We start from the raw sequence: 14,815 nt of genomic DNA, 5'->3' as shown, positions 1-14,815 counted from the left end.
CCTGCCAGCTTGCCAGGGCAGGCACAAGGCGAATTCAGACGAATCTGGAGGTGGACATCAACAGAACCGCCCCACCAGGGGAAACACCTGGCGGGGCGGCGGGAACAGATGGGGCGCTCAGGGAACCGAGTTCCAGACGTTGGCGGGCTGATCGTTGATGGCGGTCCAGAACTTCGTTCCCTTGAGGGTGTCGCACATCGGTCCCATCGCCCAGAAGCTCCAGCCGCCACCGCCATCGTGGAATTCGCCCATCTTCCAGCCTGCTCCGAACTGGCCCGCACAGATCGCATCGGCGGCGGCCTGCGAGGTCATCAGTGAACCGAGAATGGGCGTCGTGAGCTGCACCACGCTCTTGGACCAGCCGTGGTAAAAATCGGGGACCAGTCCGGGAGGCAGGGGCAGGTTGGCGTTGAAGATGCACAGCATCGGCAGGGTCTGCGTTTCGGGGGTGTCGCCCAGGTAGGGGTCAGATGTGGCGTGCTGTCCTACCCTCACGAGGCCGTTCTGGACCTCGTTCACCGTCCAGGTCAGGCCGCGCCGCTGGCCTTTCTTGACCCGCTGAAGGCAGAAGCTATCGTAGGCGGTCCAAGACGTCAGTTTGGGATGTCCAGTTACGGCGCTGGTGGGCTTGTCGTTGAAGGTGTTGACCTGCATGACGTTCGTGGCCGATGTCAGATTGAAGGTGTAGGTCTGCGTGGCCCAGCCCGCGTTGGTCATGGGTGCCGAGTCCAGCGTGACGGTGCCGGGAACGCCCCAGGGGTTGGCCGTGACGCCGCTGCGGAACGCGACGCGGTACTGGGTGGGCGTGGGGTTGGTTGCGCCGCTATGCTGCCGGGTTGCCAGCGTCAGTTTGTAGCTGCCGGGTGCCAGACTCACGTTCTGGGCGAAGGACTCGCCGCCGTCCTTGTAGCCCCAGGCGACCAGCCAGCCGTTGGTCCCGCCGTAACCGGGCGTGGGGCTGACCTGCGGCGTGTTGACCACCCGGTTCCAGCCGGGAACGCTGGACGGAGGAAAGTTTGTGCTGCCATTCATCGTGAAGGCGCTGATGTCGCCGTTCCCTAGCAGGTTGCCCTCGCAGCCGCGTGCCAGTTCAGCATCGGCAGCGCTGGGCGGGGCGAGCTTCTGGACCGAGTCGGGGGTGTCGGAGACAGGGCTTTCGGGCAGATCAGGCAGCGCATTCAGCACCTGCGTCTCCAGCGGCGCGGTCAGGGGGGCGGTGCGCTGTGCGGAGGCGGGCAGGGCGCGCTGTGCAGAGGCCGGGATACTCAGCGAGGCGCTGAGGGTCAGGGCGGCCAGGGAGAGGGAGGCGAAGGAACGCGGAACGAAAATCTGGACTTTGTTGTAAGACATGGCGCTCTCCTTAAGAACCGGGAAGGTTCTCAACATTCACTTGAGGATTCACGGTGGGCTTCGGCCTGATCTACGCTGACTGGCTGCTGGACTGACCTCCTTCGCTTGGTCTTTTGGTCTTGAATGCAGTGTGCGCGCGCCCCCCTGAACGCACCCCGAACGACCCATGAACGCCCATGAACGCGCCAGGCCACCAAAGCAAAAACCCCGCGCTGGGCGGGGTCTGGATAGGGATTCAATTTCAAAAACTGTTAGGCGAAGTGGCGGCGGGCGCGTGTCCCTGAGCCGTCTCCCGTGGGCGCAGTTCTAACAGTTCAAGTCAGGTCCGGCCATGTCTCCCCCACTCCAGGCACGTCCAGGCCGCCCAGGGCGTCGTAGCGCAGGCCCAGCAGTTGCCCCGCCCCGTTCCAGCCGCTCAGCATACTCAGGGGAACGCCGCCGCCGGGATGCACCGTGCCGCCCACCTGCGCCAGATTGCGAATCTGGGGAACCGTCCAGCCGGGGCGCAGGCTGCCGGTCAGGCCGTGCGGGGCGCGTCCGTACAGTGCGCCGCCCTGTGAGACGCGGGCGTAATCGGCGGGACCGAGGGGCAGCCAGTCCTCCACATTTAATGGAAAACGTTCCTGCAAAAGCCTGAGCAACAGCAGCCCGTAGGCGCGTGGATCGTCTTCCAGCTCCGGTTTGGGGGGCGCGTTGACCAGCAGAAAGGCGCGCACGCCGTCCAGATGCAGGTACAGCGTGGGATCGCGCGGCAGGCGTCCGGCGCGGATGTCCTGCCACTCGCGGGCGTACTGCGCGGGCCAGAAGATGTGGTGGGCGCGGCCCATGTCCTCTTTGAGGTGCAGTTGCAGGGCAAAGCCGCTGACGCCGCGCGGGGTGGGTTTTTCCTGCACGCCCAGCCAGCCCAGCGTCAGGGCGCGGTCCGCCGCACTCACCCAGGCGTCGGCGGCGAAGGCCCCACGGTCCGTGTGCGCGCCCAGCACGCGCCCGCCGTGAACGATGAGTTGCCGCACCCGTGTGCCGTATTCAAAGCGGACGCCCAGTTGCGCGGCCTTCTCGTGCAGCCGTTCGGCCAGCGCCAGCAGCCCGCCCTGCATGTGCCACACGCCGTAACCCAGTTCCACCCAGGCGATGTTGTGCAGCACGGCGGGGGCGCGGTACGGGTCCGCCCCCAGGTAAGTGGCGAAGCGCAGCCAGAACGGCGACATGAACGGCCCCGAACGGGTGTAGCGGGCCAGCGTCGTTCCCGGCGCGGCCCGCAGCCCCCGCGTCAGGGCGTAGCGGGCCAGCCGCGCCTGCGTGGGCGGCGGCGCGAACAGAAAGGTGGGCGCGGCGTCCAGATACATCTGGCGGGCAGAGGCCAGCAGCGTGGCGTAGCGCTTGCCCTCCGTCTTTGAAAGCTGCGCCAGCGTCGGCTCCAGGCTGCCCGCCACATGCAGGGCCTCGGGGGCGAAGATGCGGCCCTCACCGGGTTTAGAGGCGTGCGCGTGGTAGGTGGTGGTGGGGCGGGCAGCCTCCAGTCCGGGGGCGGGCAGTTCCAGGCGTTCGTGCAGCGCACGGAAAATCTGCGGCATGGTGACCACCGTGGGGCCGCTGGAGAAATCCTCGTAGCCCAGCGCCGCCTTGCCTCCGGGGCGTTCCAGCGCGTCCAGCACGGTCACCTGCGCCCCGGCCTGGGCCAGCCGCAGCGCCGCCGCCAATCCCGCGAAGCCCGCACCGATCACCGCGACGTGCCTGGGAGCGTTCTTCAAACCCGCGTTTTCCTGTTGGTGCTGCCATTCATCCCCAGAGGATAATGCGGACTGCGGGGCAGAGCAGTCACTTTTGCACGCTGATGGAATAGGCGAGCAGTTCCTCGCGGCTCAGGGTCTTTCCGCCCTTCAGCACGCTGAGGCTGCCGCCCGGCCCGGCGGACTGGCCCACTTCCAGCACATATTGATACCCCGCGTTGTTCCAGACGTAGCGCTCGTGGCCCCGGTTCGTGCGGGTGTGCGTGCCGCCCGTGAGCTGAATGCCAGGGGTGCCGTCACGGTTGCGGCTGGCGTAGGTGACTTTCCCGCCGCTCTCCCAGACGATCACGGTATGTCTGGCGGTGGCGGCCAGCACGGTGGCCTGCGGCATGTAGCGGCACTGGAAACGGCCCGCCGGGACGACGTATTCGTTGATGTGGGTCATGCGGTAAGCAGGATCGGTGGTGTTCTCTATGTTGCTGCTGTGAATGAAGTATCTGGGAGTCTGGCTCGGCGTCTGCCCGGCGGGGGTCAGCGGCGTGTAAATCTGGCCCGCACCGGGATCGGGACTGCCCAGTTGCCAGTTCTGGACGTTGATCTTTCCGCCCACCCACTGCGCCAGTTTCACCGCGTCGCCAGAAGTGGCCGGAGCCGTGACCGCCAGCACCCGCCCCGGCGTATCGCACCACGATTGAACAGGCTGCCAGCCGCCGACATTCGCGTAGGAAGATTCCGTCCACTGTGCCGGAGCCTGTGCCTGTGCGCTGCCTGCCAGGGCGAGGGCCAGTAAAAGCGTGCGTTTCATGCCTCCAGCCTCGGCCCGTTTGCTGAGGTGAAGCTGATGGGCAGGGCCATCAAAAGCTAATCCTTTCCCCCTTCACCCTGCGGGTATTCGCGGCCCTTCCAGACCACCCGCCGCCGCGCCGCCCGCAGGTACACCGGGAGCGCCAGCAGCGGCGTAACCGGGCCGAGCAGCCCTTCCAGCAAATCGGCGGGGCTGCGGCGGCCCGCGATCAGGGCCACGGCGGTTCGCTCCAGCAGGCCAAGCACGCGCAATGCCCTTGCCCCCGGCACTGGCCGCCGCAACACAGGCAGCAACCACGGCAGCGTGTACACCGCCAGATGGGCCACCGCGCTCAGCAGCAGCAGCGGGCGCGAGTGCAGGTGAATGGGCAGCACATTCTTGGAAAAGCCGCGCACCGAATCTGGGTACGAGCGGTACATCCGCACGCCGATAGCGTTCTGCCCCAGCGCCGAGGCCACCCGGCCCCCACGGGCCTTCAACCGGCGGGCCAGTTGCATGTCTTCCAGCAATTCCCGGCGCACCAGCGCGTAGCCCCCGGCCCCCTCCAGCGCCACGCGGCGAAAGGCCATCACCTGCCCGTTGGCAATGGTGGCGGCGGCCTGCGGCTGCCTGATGGCCGGGTAGGGAAAGTAAGACAGCACGGCGGCGTCCACCAGCGGCGTCAGCAGGCGCTCGCCCAGGGTGCGGTTGGACTGACGCGGCTGCACGCTCAGCAAGTCGGCCCCGGATGCCTCCAGCTCGTGCAGCACGGCCCCCAGCGCGCCCGCATGCCACGTCACGTCCGCATCGGTGAAGATCAGGATGTCGCCCGACGCCAGGATGGAGAGTTGCTGACAGGCCCACGGCTTGCCGAACCAGCCGGGAGGCAGAGGTTGACCCCGCACCACCCGCGCGCCCAGCCCAGACGCGATTTCTGCCGTGCCATCGGTGCTACTGTCGTCCAGCACGATCACCTCGTCGGCCCCCTGCGCCAGCACGCCGGGGAGGGTATGCGGCAGGTTGGCCGCCTCGTCGCGGGCGGGAATCAGGATGGAGACGCGGGGGCCAGTTTGCGGCGTGGGGCGGGAGCGCAGGCGCGGAAAGGTCACGGCATTGATCAGCAGCACCGCCGCTTTACTTGCCAGCCACGCGAAGGCGAAGGTGTGGTAGGCACGGGCAAGGGGCTTCAACGGTCCCCCGTGATCAGCGTCAGCAGGCGGGCAGGCCAGTCCACCGTCTCCGTTCCACTCACCCGCCCCCGCATGACGCGCAGGTATCCGGCCAGAGGTTGCTCCGGGTCACCAGAGGCAAGTTCGGCGTCCAGCAGGCTCAATTCGTGCGCCAGTGCGGCTGAGAGATCGGTTGTCGCCTTCCCGATCCGCAGATACGCCTCCGGCCACTGTCCGCCGCGCATGACCACGCGCAGGGCCACGGGAATCAGGGGGACGCCCGCTGTCCGCGCAATCCACGCCGCGCCGGGGTGCAACTCGGCCAGGGGTCCAGCAGGTTGCACGGCTCCTTCCGGGAAAACCGCCACCCATGCGCCTTCCCGCGCACTTCGCGCCGCCTCCCGGACCCGGCCCGCTTCCAGTGCGCCCATGCGCCGCAGGAAGGGGAAACGCCCCAGTTGCCGCGCGGTCATCAGCACCCGGAAATCCGCGCCCGCCCACCACGCCAGTTCGCGCAGCACGTAGCCGTCCCACCAGGAATTGTGGTTGGGGGCCAGAACCGCGCCGCCTGCTGGCAGGGAACCGCGCACCCACACGCCCGCCAATCCGGTTCTCAGGCTTTGCTGGATGCTGTGCTTGAGAACTGGCGTGGCCCACGGGGCGAGGTCAACCACGCCGTCTCACCAACCGCGCCAGGGCAAGGCCCAGCAGCATCGCCCCCAGGGTGACGGCGGCCTCCAGATAGCGGCCCACCAGGACCAGCCCACCAGGCAGGAAGAAGGCTTCAATCGGGTAAGCCACAGCGAAATTGAATGAGGTTGGGGGAACTCTGTTACCCACGAGGAGGGAGGGCAAAAAGACCCCCGGCCCGATTTTCAGCAGCACCCATGAAATGCCACTCGCCACCGCCCACCAGCCCAGAAAGTTCTGAAGGGGTGCGCCTGCCCACAGCGGATTCGGGTCACTCCAGAGCCAGTAGTGCTGGGCGGTCATCAGAGGCTCCAGACCCACATCCCACAGCGCCAGCAGCAGCCCGGCCAGCCACGCCCGCCCGCCGGAGAGCAAAAGGCCCGACAGCGTCAGGGCGAACCAGCCCAGCGGCACCATCAGCGGCACGCCGAGGATTAAAGGCTCGGGGGCAGTGGCATAGGAGTAGATGCCGAAGGGAAAGCCAGTGTGGGTGCCGATCACTTCCGCGCCCAGGCCCAGGCCACAGGCCAGCGCCGCCATCAGCCAGGAGCGGCCCCAGCCCACGCGCTCGGCGGCGTAGAGGAGTGCGCCCACAAACAGCGCCGCCGTACTCGCCAGCCCCAGCACGCCGAAGCCCTCCGGCCACAGCGGCACAGGAACATGCAGCAGGGCGTACAGGGCAATCAGCCACATCCACGGGCGCGTCTCGGAAATGAGTTGTCGTGTCCGGTCTTGAAGTGTTCTGGAGAATCCGCCGCCCAGCGCGTCGCCTGCCAGCGCCAGAAGGCCGGAGAGCGGCACGCCAATGGCAATGAGTGCCCAGCCTGCACTCAGATCCGTCAGGACCAGCAGCGCACCCGCAAAAGCAATGCCCAGCGCGGCGAAGGCAAGGCCAGTGCGGAGAATGGTGGGGGTCATGGGTGGGTGGGTGATAGTTGATGGTTGATGGTTGATGGAAAGGGCCTGGGCATCTTGCTGGCGGCTGGGGCCTGCCCGGTGGCCCCCCCTCCCAGCCTCCCCCACAAGGGGGGAGGAGCTAAAAACCCTGGACCCTCAGACCCTTTGACCCTTTGACCACGCGCCACGCGCATTACTTCCAGCCCCGCCGCGTCAGGTCCTTGACCAGCACCTGCGCGGCGTTGCGGCCACTGGCCCCCATGATTCCGCCGCCGGGGTGGGTGCTGGCTCCAGTCAGGTACATGCCCTTGACGCCCGGCCATTTGTACTGGCTGGCGCGCATCCACGGGCGGAAGGAGAACATCTGGTCAAAGCTCATTTCCAGGTGCATCACGTTGCCCCGGTGCAGGCCCAGGTTGGTTTCCAGCCACTGCGGCGTCTGCACCAGCTCGCCCACAATCGTGTCGCGCGTGCCGGGCGCGTAATGCTCAAAGGCGTTCAGGATGTTCTCGCGCGCCTCGGCGGTGCGGGTTTCCCAGCTTCCAGAAGACAGCTCATACGGGTAATACTGCGCCCACAGCCACAGCGCCTCGCCGCCGGGAGGGGCCAGCGAGTCGTCCACGGCGGAAAAGCTCATGGCGATCAGGGGCGGGTCTTTCGTCGGTTCTCCGGCCAGATATTGCCCGTAACCCGTCATCAGTTGCTGCTCGTTCTTGATCAGCAGGCCCAGGCCCACGCGGCTGTCGGGTTCGGTGTGGTGGCGGTATTTAACCTGTTCACTCAGCGCCAGTCGCAGCACCATGCCAAAGCCGTTGCCCACGCGCACATTTTTTGCAGACTCAGGCACAAATTCGTCGGGCATCGCCCCGGCAGTGGTCAGAATATGCGTCCCGGACACGACAGCGCGAGCAGTGTAGGTGTCGCCGTTCTCCAGCCGGATGCCCTGCGCCTTGCCATCTTTGACCAGAATGTCCTTGACCGGCGCGTTGACGAAGACCTCGCCGCCATCGGCCTCAATCGCGCGCTTGAGGGCCTGGGTCAGCCCGCCGCTGCCGCCCTTGGGCCGGGCCACGCCGCCCTCGTGGTACAGCGGATGCCACAGCAAAAACGGCGCGCTCAGGGGATCCGTCGGCGGCGGCCCGCTCTGGGCGGCCATCCAGGTCAGCGGCGCACGCACGCGCTCGTCGGTGAAGTATTCCTTCGCCACCTCGCCGTAGGGCTTGAGGATGCGCGGCAATTGCTCCATCCAGTCGCGGCCCTTGCCACTGCTGACCATCATCTTGCCCATGTCCAGCGGGCCGGGCGCGGAGTTGAACAGATCGGCCACGCTGCGGGCAAACGGCGTCCAGTCGTCCAGAAAACGGGTGTACGCCTCGCCCTGGCCGGGGAACAGGGCCTCCAGTTCGCGGGCGGTGCGCGCCGCGTCGCGGTGGATAAACCACGGGGTTTCGCCGTCGTAGGCGTGGAACATCGGGTCCACTTCCAGGTAATGCAGGCCGTGGCGGGTCAGCTCCAGCTCGCGCACCACCGGGGTCATGCGGATCAGGATGTGGGCGCTGCCGCCGTAGTCAAAGCGGTAACCGGGCACCAGTTCCTCGGTACTCACCGCCCCGCCGACGATGTGCCGCCGCTCGAACACGCCCACCTTGAGTCCAGCCTTGGCCGCGTAGGCCGCCGTTACCAGCGCGTTGTGGCCCGCGCCCATCACGATCACGTCAAAATCCGGCATCCGGTCAAGTGTGGCATGAAGAGCGTGGGACGGACGGGAAGCGATGCGCCAGATGGGGGGCGGATTCAGGCTCAGGGCAGACTGATCTGCCGTCCGCTGTCAAAGGTCAGGTTCAGCGCGGGTTCCCCGCCGTCCCGAAGCTCCACTGTGCAGGCGGCGAGGGTGGCCCGGCTGCTTTCGGGGAGTTCGTGCAGATCACACGGCCCGCTGCGAAGGGTTTCATCGACGTCCTGAACCATCACCCTCGCGTAAACGTTGCGCGCAGTGGCCTGCTCTCCCACCTGCATGGCGCGCTCCCGTGCGCCCAGCAGGTTGGGAATCAGGACGGCGGCCAGGATACCGGTCAGGATGAACCCGACGAAGAAATGGCCGGCTATCAGCACCGCCTTCAACACAGGCTCCAGGGGCGGCCAGACGCCGCGCTCCTCGTGCCAGTCATAGATGCGGGCGAAGTGGACGTGCATGACGATGAAGCCGATCAGGGGCAGCAGCAGGAGCAACGGCGAACTGCTGATCAGCGAAAGAATGGCGACCACGACGTTCAGCGCCGCCAGGATGCCGAACCAGCCCAGATGCCAGCCCCAGCGCCCGATCAGGGAGAATCCAGCGCCAGGCAAGAAAAAATTCAGGAAGAAGCCAAGGGCCTGGCTGGGGGCTTTGGCCGGAGAGGCGGGGCGTCGCAGGACGGCGTCTTCGGGGAAGGTCACGCGCTCAGCTTAAAAAGCCCTCTCTTTCGGCAGTCTTGCAAAAGGGCCATGAAAACGGTGGGGCAGCGGGGCAGAAATGCGTCAATTGGCTGATGCACGCCTGTACACACCACCCTCAAACTGGGACATGCCGCCTTTCACCGTTCGCCGTCTCGGCCCTGGCGATGAAAACGCCTTGGCCCTCCTCGCCCACGATGAAACCGACTTCACGGGCGAGGACCCCAGCCCGCCGCTGGCTCCGGCAGATGCCCGCGCTTACCTGTCCGATTCCGCCGTGTGGCACTGGCACGCCGAGACAGACGGTCAGCCGATTGGCTTTCTGATGGCCTATGTCCACCGTCAGCGGCACAATGAGGCCCGGCACGTCATGTTCGACGAAATTGGCGTGCGCGCGGGCTGGCGGCGCAGGGGAGTGGGCCGCGCATTGGTAGACGCTTTACACGCGCAGATGCGCGCCGAGGGAATACAGGAGGTCTGGGTGCTGTCCGACAACCCCGAAGCGGGGGCGTTTTACGAGGCTTGCGGGTATGCGGTGGACGAGGTACAGGGCGTGATGCTCTCGCACTCAGTCGCTGACAGAGAAGCGTAAGAGTCCGCCCCTTACACTGACCCCATGTTTGGCAACCGCCGTGTGCCCCCCCACATCGTCCTGATCTTCAGCGTATTGCTGGGGGCGTTGTGCGCGGTGGGAGCCTTTTTCGCCATGCGTTCGGGAAGCTGGCTGTGGGCCGGGCTGGCGCTGGTACTGGCGGTGTGGTTCGTCGTGGACGCCGTGCGCTCCTACGGCTGGAACGAGAATAAGAAGCGGCTGGCCGCAGAGAAACAGGCCGCCGCCCGCTGATTCAATCTTTATCGCGCCTGAGCCAGAAGCGCATCGGCTTGGGCGTTTCTGCTGTATCGCCCACGTCCTGCCAGCCCATCGCCGTCTGGAGATCAGGGCGCTCGATATAGCCCCGCGCGGCCCAGAAGGCATTCAGTGGGCGGTAGTCGGCAGGGCGGGCCGGGTGGTCTTCTGGCCTTTGCACGGCGCAGAAGGCAGTTATACCCAGCCCCAGTCGCCTCGCATGGGCCTCGCGCCCGTCGAAAAACGCGTGACCCAGGCCGCGCCCCCGGTACTCGGGCAGCAGCACGCTCTCGCCCAGATACAGAACGTCGGACACGTCAAATTCAGGGGGTTCAAACGGTGCCCGGACCTCCGGTGTCTCGTGGATCAGCGGCACGGCGGTACTCGCGCCGACGACCTCCCCGCCGTCGCGGGCCAGGATGATCACGGCGTCACGGGCGTCCAGATAGGTTTGCAGGTACGCCTCCTCGTATTCGGGAGTGCCGCCGTACAGGTACGGAAACGCGCGGAAAACCTGCGTCCGCAGCCGTGCCAGATCGCCTAAGAAGGGGCGCAGTTCCGGGCCGCTCAGCGCCGTGACGTTCATGCTCAGCCGCCCACCTGCCGGGTCCAGTCCTGAAGGTTGTAGTAGTTGGTCACGCGGGTGATCAGGCCGCCGTGAACCTCGAAGAACGCGCCCACTGGCAGCGCATACTCCTGGCCCTTCGCGGGGGGCAGGCCCTCGTCGGTCTTCAGGTACTCGCCGTGGATCACGAATTCGGCGGCGGCGCGCAGGCCGTCGGCACTGGCCATCACGGTCAGGTTACGGGCTTCCTCGCGGTAATGGACGTCCATGTGGGCCAGAAAGGCGCGGAAGGCGTCCCGGCCCAGCTCGCTGCCGCCCTGATTGATGTCGTGCTGCACGTCGTCACTCAGCACTTCCAGCATGCCCGCCGGATCACTGGCATTGAATGCGGCGTAATAGCGGGAGATCAGATCATGCGTCCTGGCCTGCGGGTTGGAAACTGTCGGACTGGGAACCGTCGTGCTGGGGGCTGGATCGGGGGCAGAGGCGGGGGTGGAGCCAGACAGATTCATGCCTGCCAGAATAAAGGTGAAGGGTGAAAAGAGGACCCACGAGCTGTGCTGGGTGGGCCGCCAGGGGCTTGCGCCTCGCCTCATCTTTCCCATCTCTGGCCACCCTGGGGGGACGTCGGGGGCAGGGGGGTGGTAAACGCCCCGTAGACCGCCGGATTCTGCTACTTTAGAGACAATTCAGACCGCACCATCACGCGCCGTTGGCCTGCCAGGTCAGGTGCGTGCGTTTCAAATGGAGGTTTCCCGCATGAAATCAATGCGTTACATCGTGACCCGGCCCTGTCTGCAAGAAGGCAGTCTCAGCATCCTGAAATACCTGCAACCCACTTTCAACCAGAGCGGTCCCGCCGTCTTCGTGGACGACAAGGGCGACGAACACAACGTGCAGGTGGATACCGAGCGCGCCCGTATCTGGGGTCTGGGCGGGCTGTATCACGCGCAACATCTGGGCGTCAACGACGTGTTGACCATTACCAATCTGGCCCCGGCACGCTATCAGGTGGAGGCCATCGTCAAGCCCTACGCGCCGCCGGCCTCGCCCCGCCGCGAACCCAACAAGGCCCCGGAAACGCGCCGCGCGGTGGTGTCCTCCACCCCCCACGTGCGCGAGGTGCGGATGCAGGAAGTGCCGCAGGTCCAGCCTACAGAAGCCCGTCCAGCCGTGCCTGCCGAGGCACCCGCCCCCGAAACCGGCGCGGGCGATGTCCGGGTGACCGAGGTGCGGGCCAATGCGGTGGAAGCGGCAGCCCAGACACAGGTGGGCCGCGTTCAGCCCAGACCACCCGCCGAACGGACCCAGGCCGAGTGGGGCAGCGTTCCCGTTCTTAGCCAGCCCGTTTCCAGTCAGCCTGCATCCAGTGCGCCTGCCGGGTCAGCCGCCACCGCCCAGGCCGTGGCCGCAGGACCGTCCGCCCCGACACCGCGCGCCGCCCCCGAAGTTCGGCGCGGCGCGGAGGCCGGGCAGCCAGCAGCACAACTGGCCGAACTGGCCCACCTGACCGGCTACCGCCTGGACGATCTGGGCGGCGGCGTGCTGAGGTTGAAGGCTGAGCTGGGCGCGCACGGTTACGCGGTGCTGGTGGCGCTGGACGAGCAGGCCCGGACCTCGCCCGCCTGGAATGAGGAACCCGGCTACCGCGTCATGCTGTGCAGCGAGGGCGAGGACCCGCAGGGTGTGTCCCGCCTGACCCACGAGGCGCTGGAAGCCCTGATCGAACACGCGCGGCTGTCCCCGCTGTCCCCGGTGGACCTGCGCGGGTACTGGAAGGCCGGGCATGTGGACATGGAATCTGCGGCCAGCATCGCGGAACTGGTCAGCGCCTATCTGGCGCAGCGCGGCGTCTTCAGCTTCGTGCTGCTGACACTGGCCCAGCAGCCCGCGCACAGCGTGATCAGCGTGCCGCGCCTGGCCGAGAAACTGGGCAGCGGCGTCAATTACGCCGAACTGGGCAGCATCCTCGAAACCCTGACCCGCGCGCCCTTCCTGGCCCTGACCCCGCTGCCCGGCGGCCAGTTCCTGCTGCGTGTGGGCGTGGCGGACCTCCTGACCGATCTGGCCGAGTACGCCGATGGCGTGCGCCGCCGCGTCCGCACCCCAGCGGGCAGCAGGCCGGAAACCGCCCAGCGCGAGGGCCTGGGTCTGCGGGCCTAGAGCAGTTCTCCGAATGGAGTCGCCGGAATAAATGACTTCCGGCGACTCCATTCTCCGTCCTGCCCAGTAAAAGTCACTCGCTCCGCTCGGTCATAAAAAGACCATTTTTATGACAACTGCTCTAGAGGAGTTCTCCGCTCCCGACAAAACGCACTGTTTTTCCAGCACCGCGCCTCTACACTGGCGCGGTGATTGCTGTTCCAGACCCCGTTTCCACAGCCATCCCCGAGATTCGCACGGCGCTGCTGGCGTGGTTTGACGCATCGGGCCGTGAGTTGCCGTGGCGGCTGGGCACAGAGGGCGCGCGTGACCCCTACCGCGTGTGGGTGGCTGAGATTCTGCTCCAGCAGACCCAGGTGGCGCGCGGCCTGCACTACTATGACCGCTTTCTGGAGGCGTTTCCCGACGTGCGGGCGCTGGCCGAAGCCCCCATAGAAGCCGTGTTGAAAGCCTGGGAAGGCTGCGGCTATTACGCCCGCGCCCGCAACCTGCACCGTGCGGCAAAAGCCATCGTTCAAAACGGCTTTCCGGGCGATTACGGGGGCTGGCTGGCGCTGCCAGGGGTGGGGCCGTACACCGCCGCCGCCGTGGCGAGTCTGGCCTTTGGTGGGGCCTGTGCAGTCAACGACGGCAATGTGCGCCGCGTGCTGGCGCGGCTCTACGGCGAGGCGAGACCGACAGACGCCTGGATTCAGGCGCGGGCCGACGCCCTGCTGTGCCCCGCCCGCCCCGGCGCGTGGAACGAGGCGGTCATGGACCTGGGCGCAACGGTCTGCACGCCCAAGGCCCCGCGCTGCGCCGAATGTCCGCTGTCGGCCCACTGTGCGGCGCTGGCAAGTGGCACGCCAACATCCTTTCCTGCCCCTAAAGTCCGGGCGGCGGTGCGGACGGTTCAGGCCGTGGCCGTGCTGATCGGAGATGAGCGGGAGGCCGTGCTGGAGCGGCGTGAAGGTGGCCTGCTGGGCGGGCTGATGGGCCTGCCAATGCTTGAGATCGGCCCGCAGCAGACGGAGGCGACAGTGTTGAAAGCGTTGGAAGTGCTGTGCGCCCGGCTGGGTGCGCGTCCAGGCGAGTTGTTGGGGCAGGTCCAGCACAGCATGACGCACCGCCAGATCACCCTGCATGTGTATGCGGCGGCCTCCGACTCACCTGGGCAGACGGTGGCGGCGGCGGCACTCTCCCGACTGGACCACAAGGCGCTGGGGCTGCTGCGAACGCGGCAGGAAAGCCTCTTTGCCACCGCTCTCACAGACGGTTCATCCGTTTGAGGGACGCCCCGATGTTTTCTGGCGCGCTAAACTACCCCAGTCTATGAAGTCCAACCCCGCTGCCGCCGCCGTCCGCACGCTTCAGAAAACGCGCAGTGCGGCGCGTGGGGCGCTGCTGTGGGGTTACGAGCAACGGCTGGCCCGTGAAGTGGCGGCGGGCGGCAAACTACCACGTCATCTGGGCCTGATTCTGGACGGCAACCGCCGCTACGCGCGCGCCGGGGGCATGGGGCTTGAGATGGGGCATTCCTTCGGCGCAGACAAGGCGCACGAGGTCTTGCAGTGGTGCCTGGAACTGGGCATTCCTGCCGTGACCATCTGGGTGCTGTCCACCGACAACAACAACCGCGATCCGCAGGAGATCGCGCACATCCTGAGCCTGCTGGAGCGCGAGGCGCTGAACCTGTCCACCGATCCGCGCATCCACGCCAACCGGGTCAAGGTCCGCGCCATCGGCCAGCACAGCAACTTTCCGGGACATGTGCTGGACGCGCTGCGTGAGCTGGAGGAAAAGACCGCCCACTACGACGGCATGCGCCTGAACATCGCCGTGGGCTACGGTGGGCGCGAGGAAATCGTGGACGCGGTCAAGACGCATTTGAACGCCCAGGCCGCCGCTGGAATGTCGCTGGAACAGGCAGCCGCCGAACTGGCCCCGGACCACATCAGCGCCCACCTGTACACCGCCGACACCCCAGACCCCGATTTCATCATTCGCACCAGCGGCGAGATCCGGCTGTCCGGCTTCATGCTGTGGCAGAGCGTGTATTCCGAGTACTACTTTTGCGACGTGTACTGGCCGGGCTTCCGGCGGGTGGACTTCCTGCGGGCGCTGCGCGACTTTCAGGGTAGGGATCGTAGATTCGGGAAATAACCCCCGCCGGGGGAAGTGTCATTTTTGTTCTCCCAGCGCAGGGAA

At 66.7% G+C, this 14,815-nt stretch carries 15 protein-coding genes; 5 read left to right on the top strand and 10 right to left on the bottom strand.

Going from position 1 to position 14,815, the window contains the following annotated elements; all coding sequences use genetic code 11:
• Positions 1-117: 117 nt before the first annotated feature.
• The 8 genes from BOO71_RS23950 to BOO71_RS23915 all read right to left on the bottom strand — a co-directional run bounded on the left by BOO71_RS23950 (position 118) and on the right by BOO71_RS23915 (position 9,056).
• The gene (locus BOO71_RS23950) at positions 118-1,350 is read right to left on the bottom strand and encodes a hypothetical protein (RefSeq protein ID WP_075836767.1); all 1,233 of its coding nucleotides are present in this window, start codon (positions 1,348-1,350) and stop codon (positions 118-120) included.
• A 314-nt stretch (positions 1,351-1,664) separates the two neighbouring features.
• The gene (locus BOO71_RS23945; protein WP_075836766.1) at positions 1,665-3,101 is read right to left on the bottom strand and encodes a phytoene desaturase family protein; all 1,437 of its coding nucleotides are present in this window, start codon (positions 3,099-3,101) and stop codon (positions 1,665-1,667) included.
• Between the two features lie 67 nt (positions 3,102-3,168).
• Positions 3,169-3,885 carry a hypothetical protein gene (locus BOO71_RS23940; RefSeq protein WP_083653792.1) on the bottom strand — a complete coding sequence of 239 codons (717 nt, stop codon included), beginning with the start codon at positions 3,883-3,885 and terminating at the stop codon, positions 3,169-3,171.
• 56 nt (positions 3,886-3,941) lie between these two features.
• Entirely contained in the window at positions 3,942-5,054 is a 1,113-nt protein-coding gene (locus tag BOO71_RS23935; protein ID WP_075836765.1) for a glycosyltransferase, read from the bottom strand.
• The gene (locus tag BOO71_RS23930) at positions 5,051-5,707 is read right to left on the bottom strand and encodes a lysophospholipid acyltransferase family protein (protein ID WP_075836764.1); all 657 of its coding nucleotides are present in this window, start codon (positions 5,705-5,707) and stop codon (positions 5,051-5,053) included. The genes BOO71_RS23935 and BOO71_RS23930 overlap by 4 nt, the downstream gene beginning before the upstream one ends.
• Complete coding sequence (locus BOO71_RS23925) at positions 5,700-6,641, bottom strand: carotenoid biosynthesis protein (RefSeq protein ID WP_075836763.1); 942 nt, start codon at positions 6,639-6,641, stop codon at positions 5,700-5,702. The genes BOO71_RS23930 and BOO71_RS23925 overlap by 8 nt, the downstream gene beginning before the upstream one ends.
• Before the next feature lie 172 nt (positions 6,642-6,813).
• Positions 6,814-8,349, bottom strand: a complete 1,536-nt coding sequence (locus BOO71_RS23920) for a phytoene desaturase family protein (RefSeq protein ID WP_075836762.1) — start codon at positions 8,347-8,349, stop codon at positions 6,814-6,816.
• A gap of 71 nt (positions 8,350-8,420) precedes the next feature.
• A complete protein-coding gene (locus tag BOO71_RS23915) occupies positions 8,421-9,056 on the bottom strand; it encodes a hypothetical protein (protein WP_075836761.1) in 636 nt (211 codons plus the stop codon).
• Positions 9,057-9,183: 127 nt separating this feature from the next.
• On the opposite strand from BOO71_RS23915, the gene BOO71_RS23910 reads away from it, so the two are divergent.
• Together BOO71_RS23910 and BOO71_RS23905 are read left to right on the top strand one after the other, a co-directional pair.
• Positions 9,184-9,645 carry a GNAT family N-acetyltransferase gene (locus tag BOO71_RS23910; RefSeq protein WP_175607525.1) on the top strand — a complete coding sequence of 154 codons (462 nt, stop codon included), beginning with the start codon at positions 9,184-9,186 and terminating at the stop codon, positions 9,643-9,645.
• Between the two features lie 24 nt (positions 9,646-9,669).
• Complete coding sequence (locus BOO71_RS23905; RefSeq protein ID WP_075836759.1) at positions 9,670-9,897, top strand: hypothetical protein; 228 nt, start codon at positions 9,670-9,672, stop codon at positions 9,895-9,897.
• 1 nt (position 9,898) lies between these two features.
• Here the strand turns inward: BOO71_RS23905 and BOO71_RS23900 are convergent, their stop codons facing one another.
• Positions 9,899-10,486 (bottom strand): GNAT family N-acetyltransferase, encoded by a 588-nt coding sequence (locus BOO71_RS23900; protein ID WP_368482895.1) that lies wholly within the window; start codon positions 10,484-10,486, stop codon positions 9,899-9,901.
• Positions 10,487-10,488: 2 nt separating this feature from the next.
• Positions 10,489-10,977 carry a ketosteroid isomerase-related protein gene (locus BOO71_RS23895; protein ID WP_083653790.1) on the bottom strand — a complete coding sequence of 163 codons (489 nt, stop codon included), beginning with the start codon at positions 10,975-10,977 and terminating at the stop codon, positions 10,489-10,491.
• 247 nt (positions 10,978-11,224) lie between these two features.
• On the opposite strand from BOO71_RS23895, the gene BOO71_RS23890 reads away from it, so the two are divergent.
• The 3 genes from BOO71_RS23890 (at position 11,225) to BOO71_RS23880 (ending at position 14,770) form a co-directional block, all read left to right on the top strand.
• Positions 11,225-12,628, top strand: coding sequence for a hypothetical protein (locus BOO71_RS23890; RefSeq protein WP_075836757.1), 1,404 nt, complete (start codon positions 11,225-11,227; stop codon positions 12,626-12,628).
• 188 nt (positions 12,629-12,816) lie between these two features.
• Entirely contained in the window at positions 12,817-13,896 is a 1,080-nt protein-coding gene (gene mutY, locus BOO71_RS23885) for an A/G-specific adenine glycosylase (protein WP_139323169.1), read from the top strand.
• A gap of 43 nt (positions 13,897-13,939) precedes the next feature.
• A complete protein-coding gene (locus BOO71_RS23880) occupies positions 13,940-14,770 on the top strand; it encodes an isoprenyl transferase (protein WP_075836756.1) in 831 nt (276 codons plus the stop codon).
• The last annotated feature ends 45 nt before the right edge of the window (positions 14,771-14,815 follow it).

Source organism: Deinococcus marmoris (assembly GCF_001949125.1).
GTDB lineage: Bacteria > Deinococcota > Deinococci > Deinococcales > Deinococcaceae > Deinococcus > Deinococcus marmoris_A.
Note: the sequence above shows the minus strand (reverse complement) of the source record. Positions and strands in the feature narration are given on the sequence as shown.

Bases quoted from the DNA above. Each gene is read 5' to 3' on its own strand.
- BOO71_RS23950 (WP_075836767.1), bottom strand. From the start codon at position 1,350: ATGTCTTACAACAAAGTCCAGATTTTCGTTCCGCGTTCCTTCGCCTCC.
- BOO71_RS23940 (WP_083653792.1), bottom strand. From the start codon at position 3,885: ATGAAACGCACGCTTTTACTGGCCCTCGCCCTGGCAGGCAGCGCACAG.
- BOO71_RS23925 (WP_075836763.1), bottom strand. From the start codon at position 6,641: ATGACCCCCACCATTCTCCGCACTGGCCTTGCCTTCGCCGCGCTGGGC.
- BOO71_RS23920 (WP_075836762.1), bottom strand. From the start codon at position 8,349: ATGCCGGATTTTGACGTGATCGTGATGGGCGCGGGCCACAACGCGCTG.
- BOO71_RS23910 (WP_175607525.1), top strand. From the start codon at position 9,184: ATGCCGCCTTTCACCGTTCGCCGTCTCGGCCCTGGCGATGAAAACGCC.
- BOO71_RS23905 (WP_075836759.1), top strand. From the start codon at position 9,670: ATGTTTGGCAACCGCCGTGTGCCCCCCCACATCGTCCTGATCTTCAGC.
- BOO71_RS23900 (WP_368482895.1), bottom strand. From the start codon at position 10,486: ATGAACGTCACGGCGCTGAGCGGCCCGGAACTGCGCCCCTTCTTAGGC.
- BOO71_RS23895 (WP_083653790.1), bottom strand. From the start codon at position 10,977: ATGAATCTGTCTGGCTCCACCCCCGCCTCTGCCCCCGATCCAGCCCCC.
- BOO71_RS23890 (WP_075836757.1), top strand. From the start codon at position 11,225: ATGAAATCAATGCGTTACATCGTGACCCGGCCCTGTCTGCAAGAAGGC.
- BOO71_RS23880 (WP_075836756.1), top strand. From the start codon at position 13,940: ATGAAGTCCAACCCCGCTGCCGCCGCCGTCCGCACGCTTCAGAAAACG.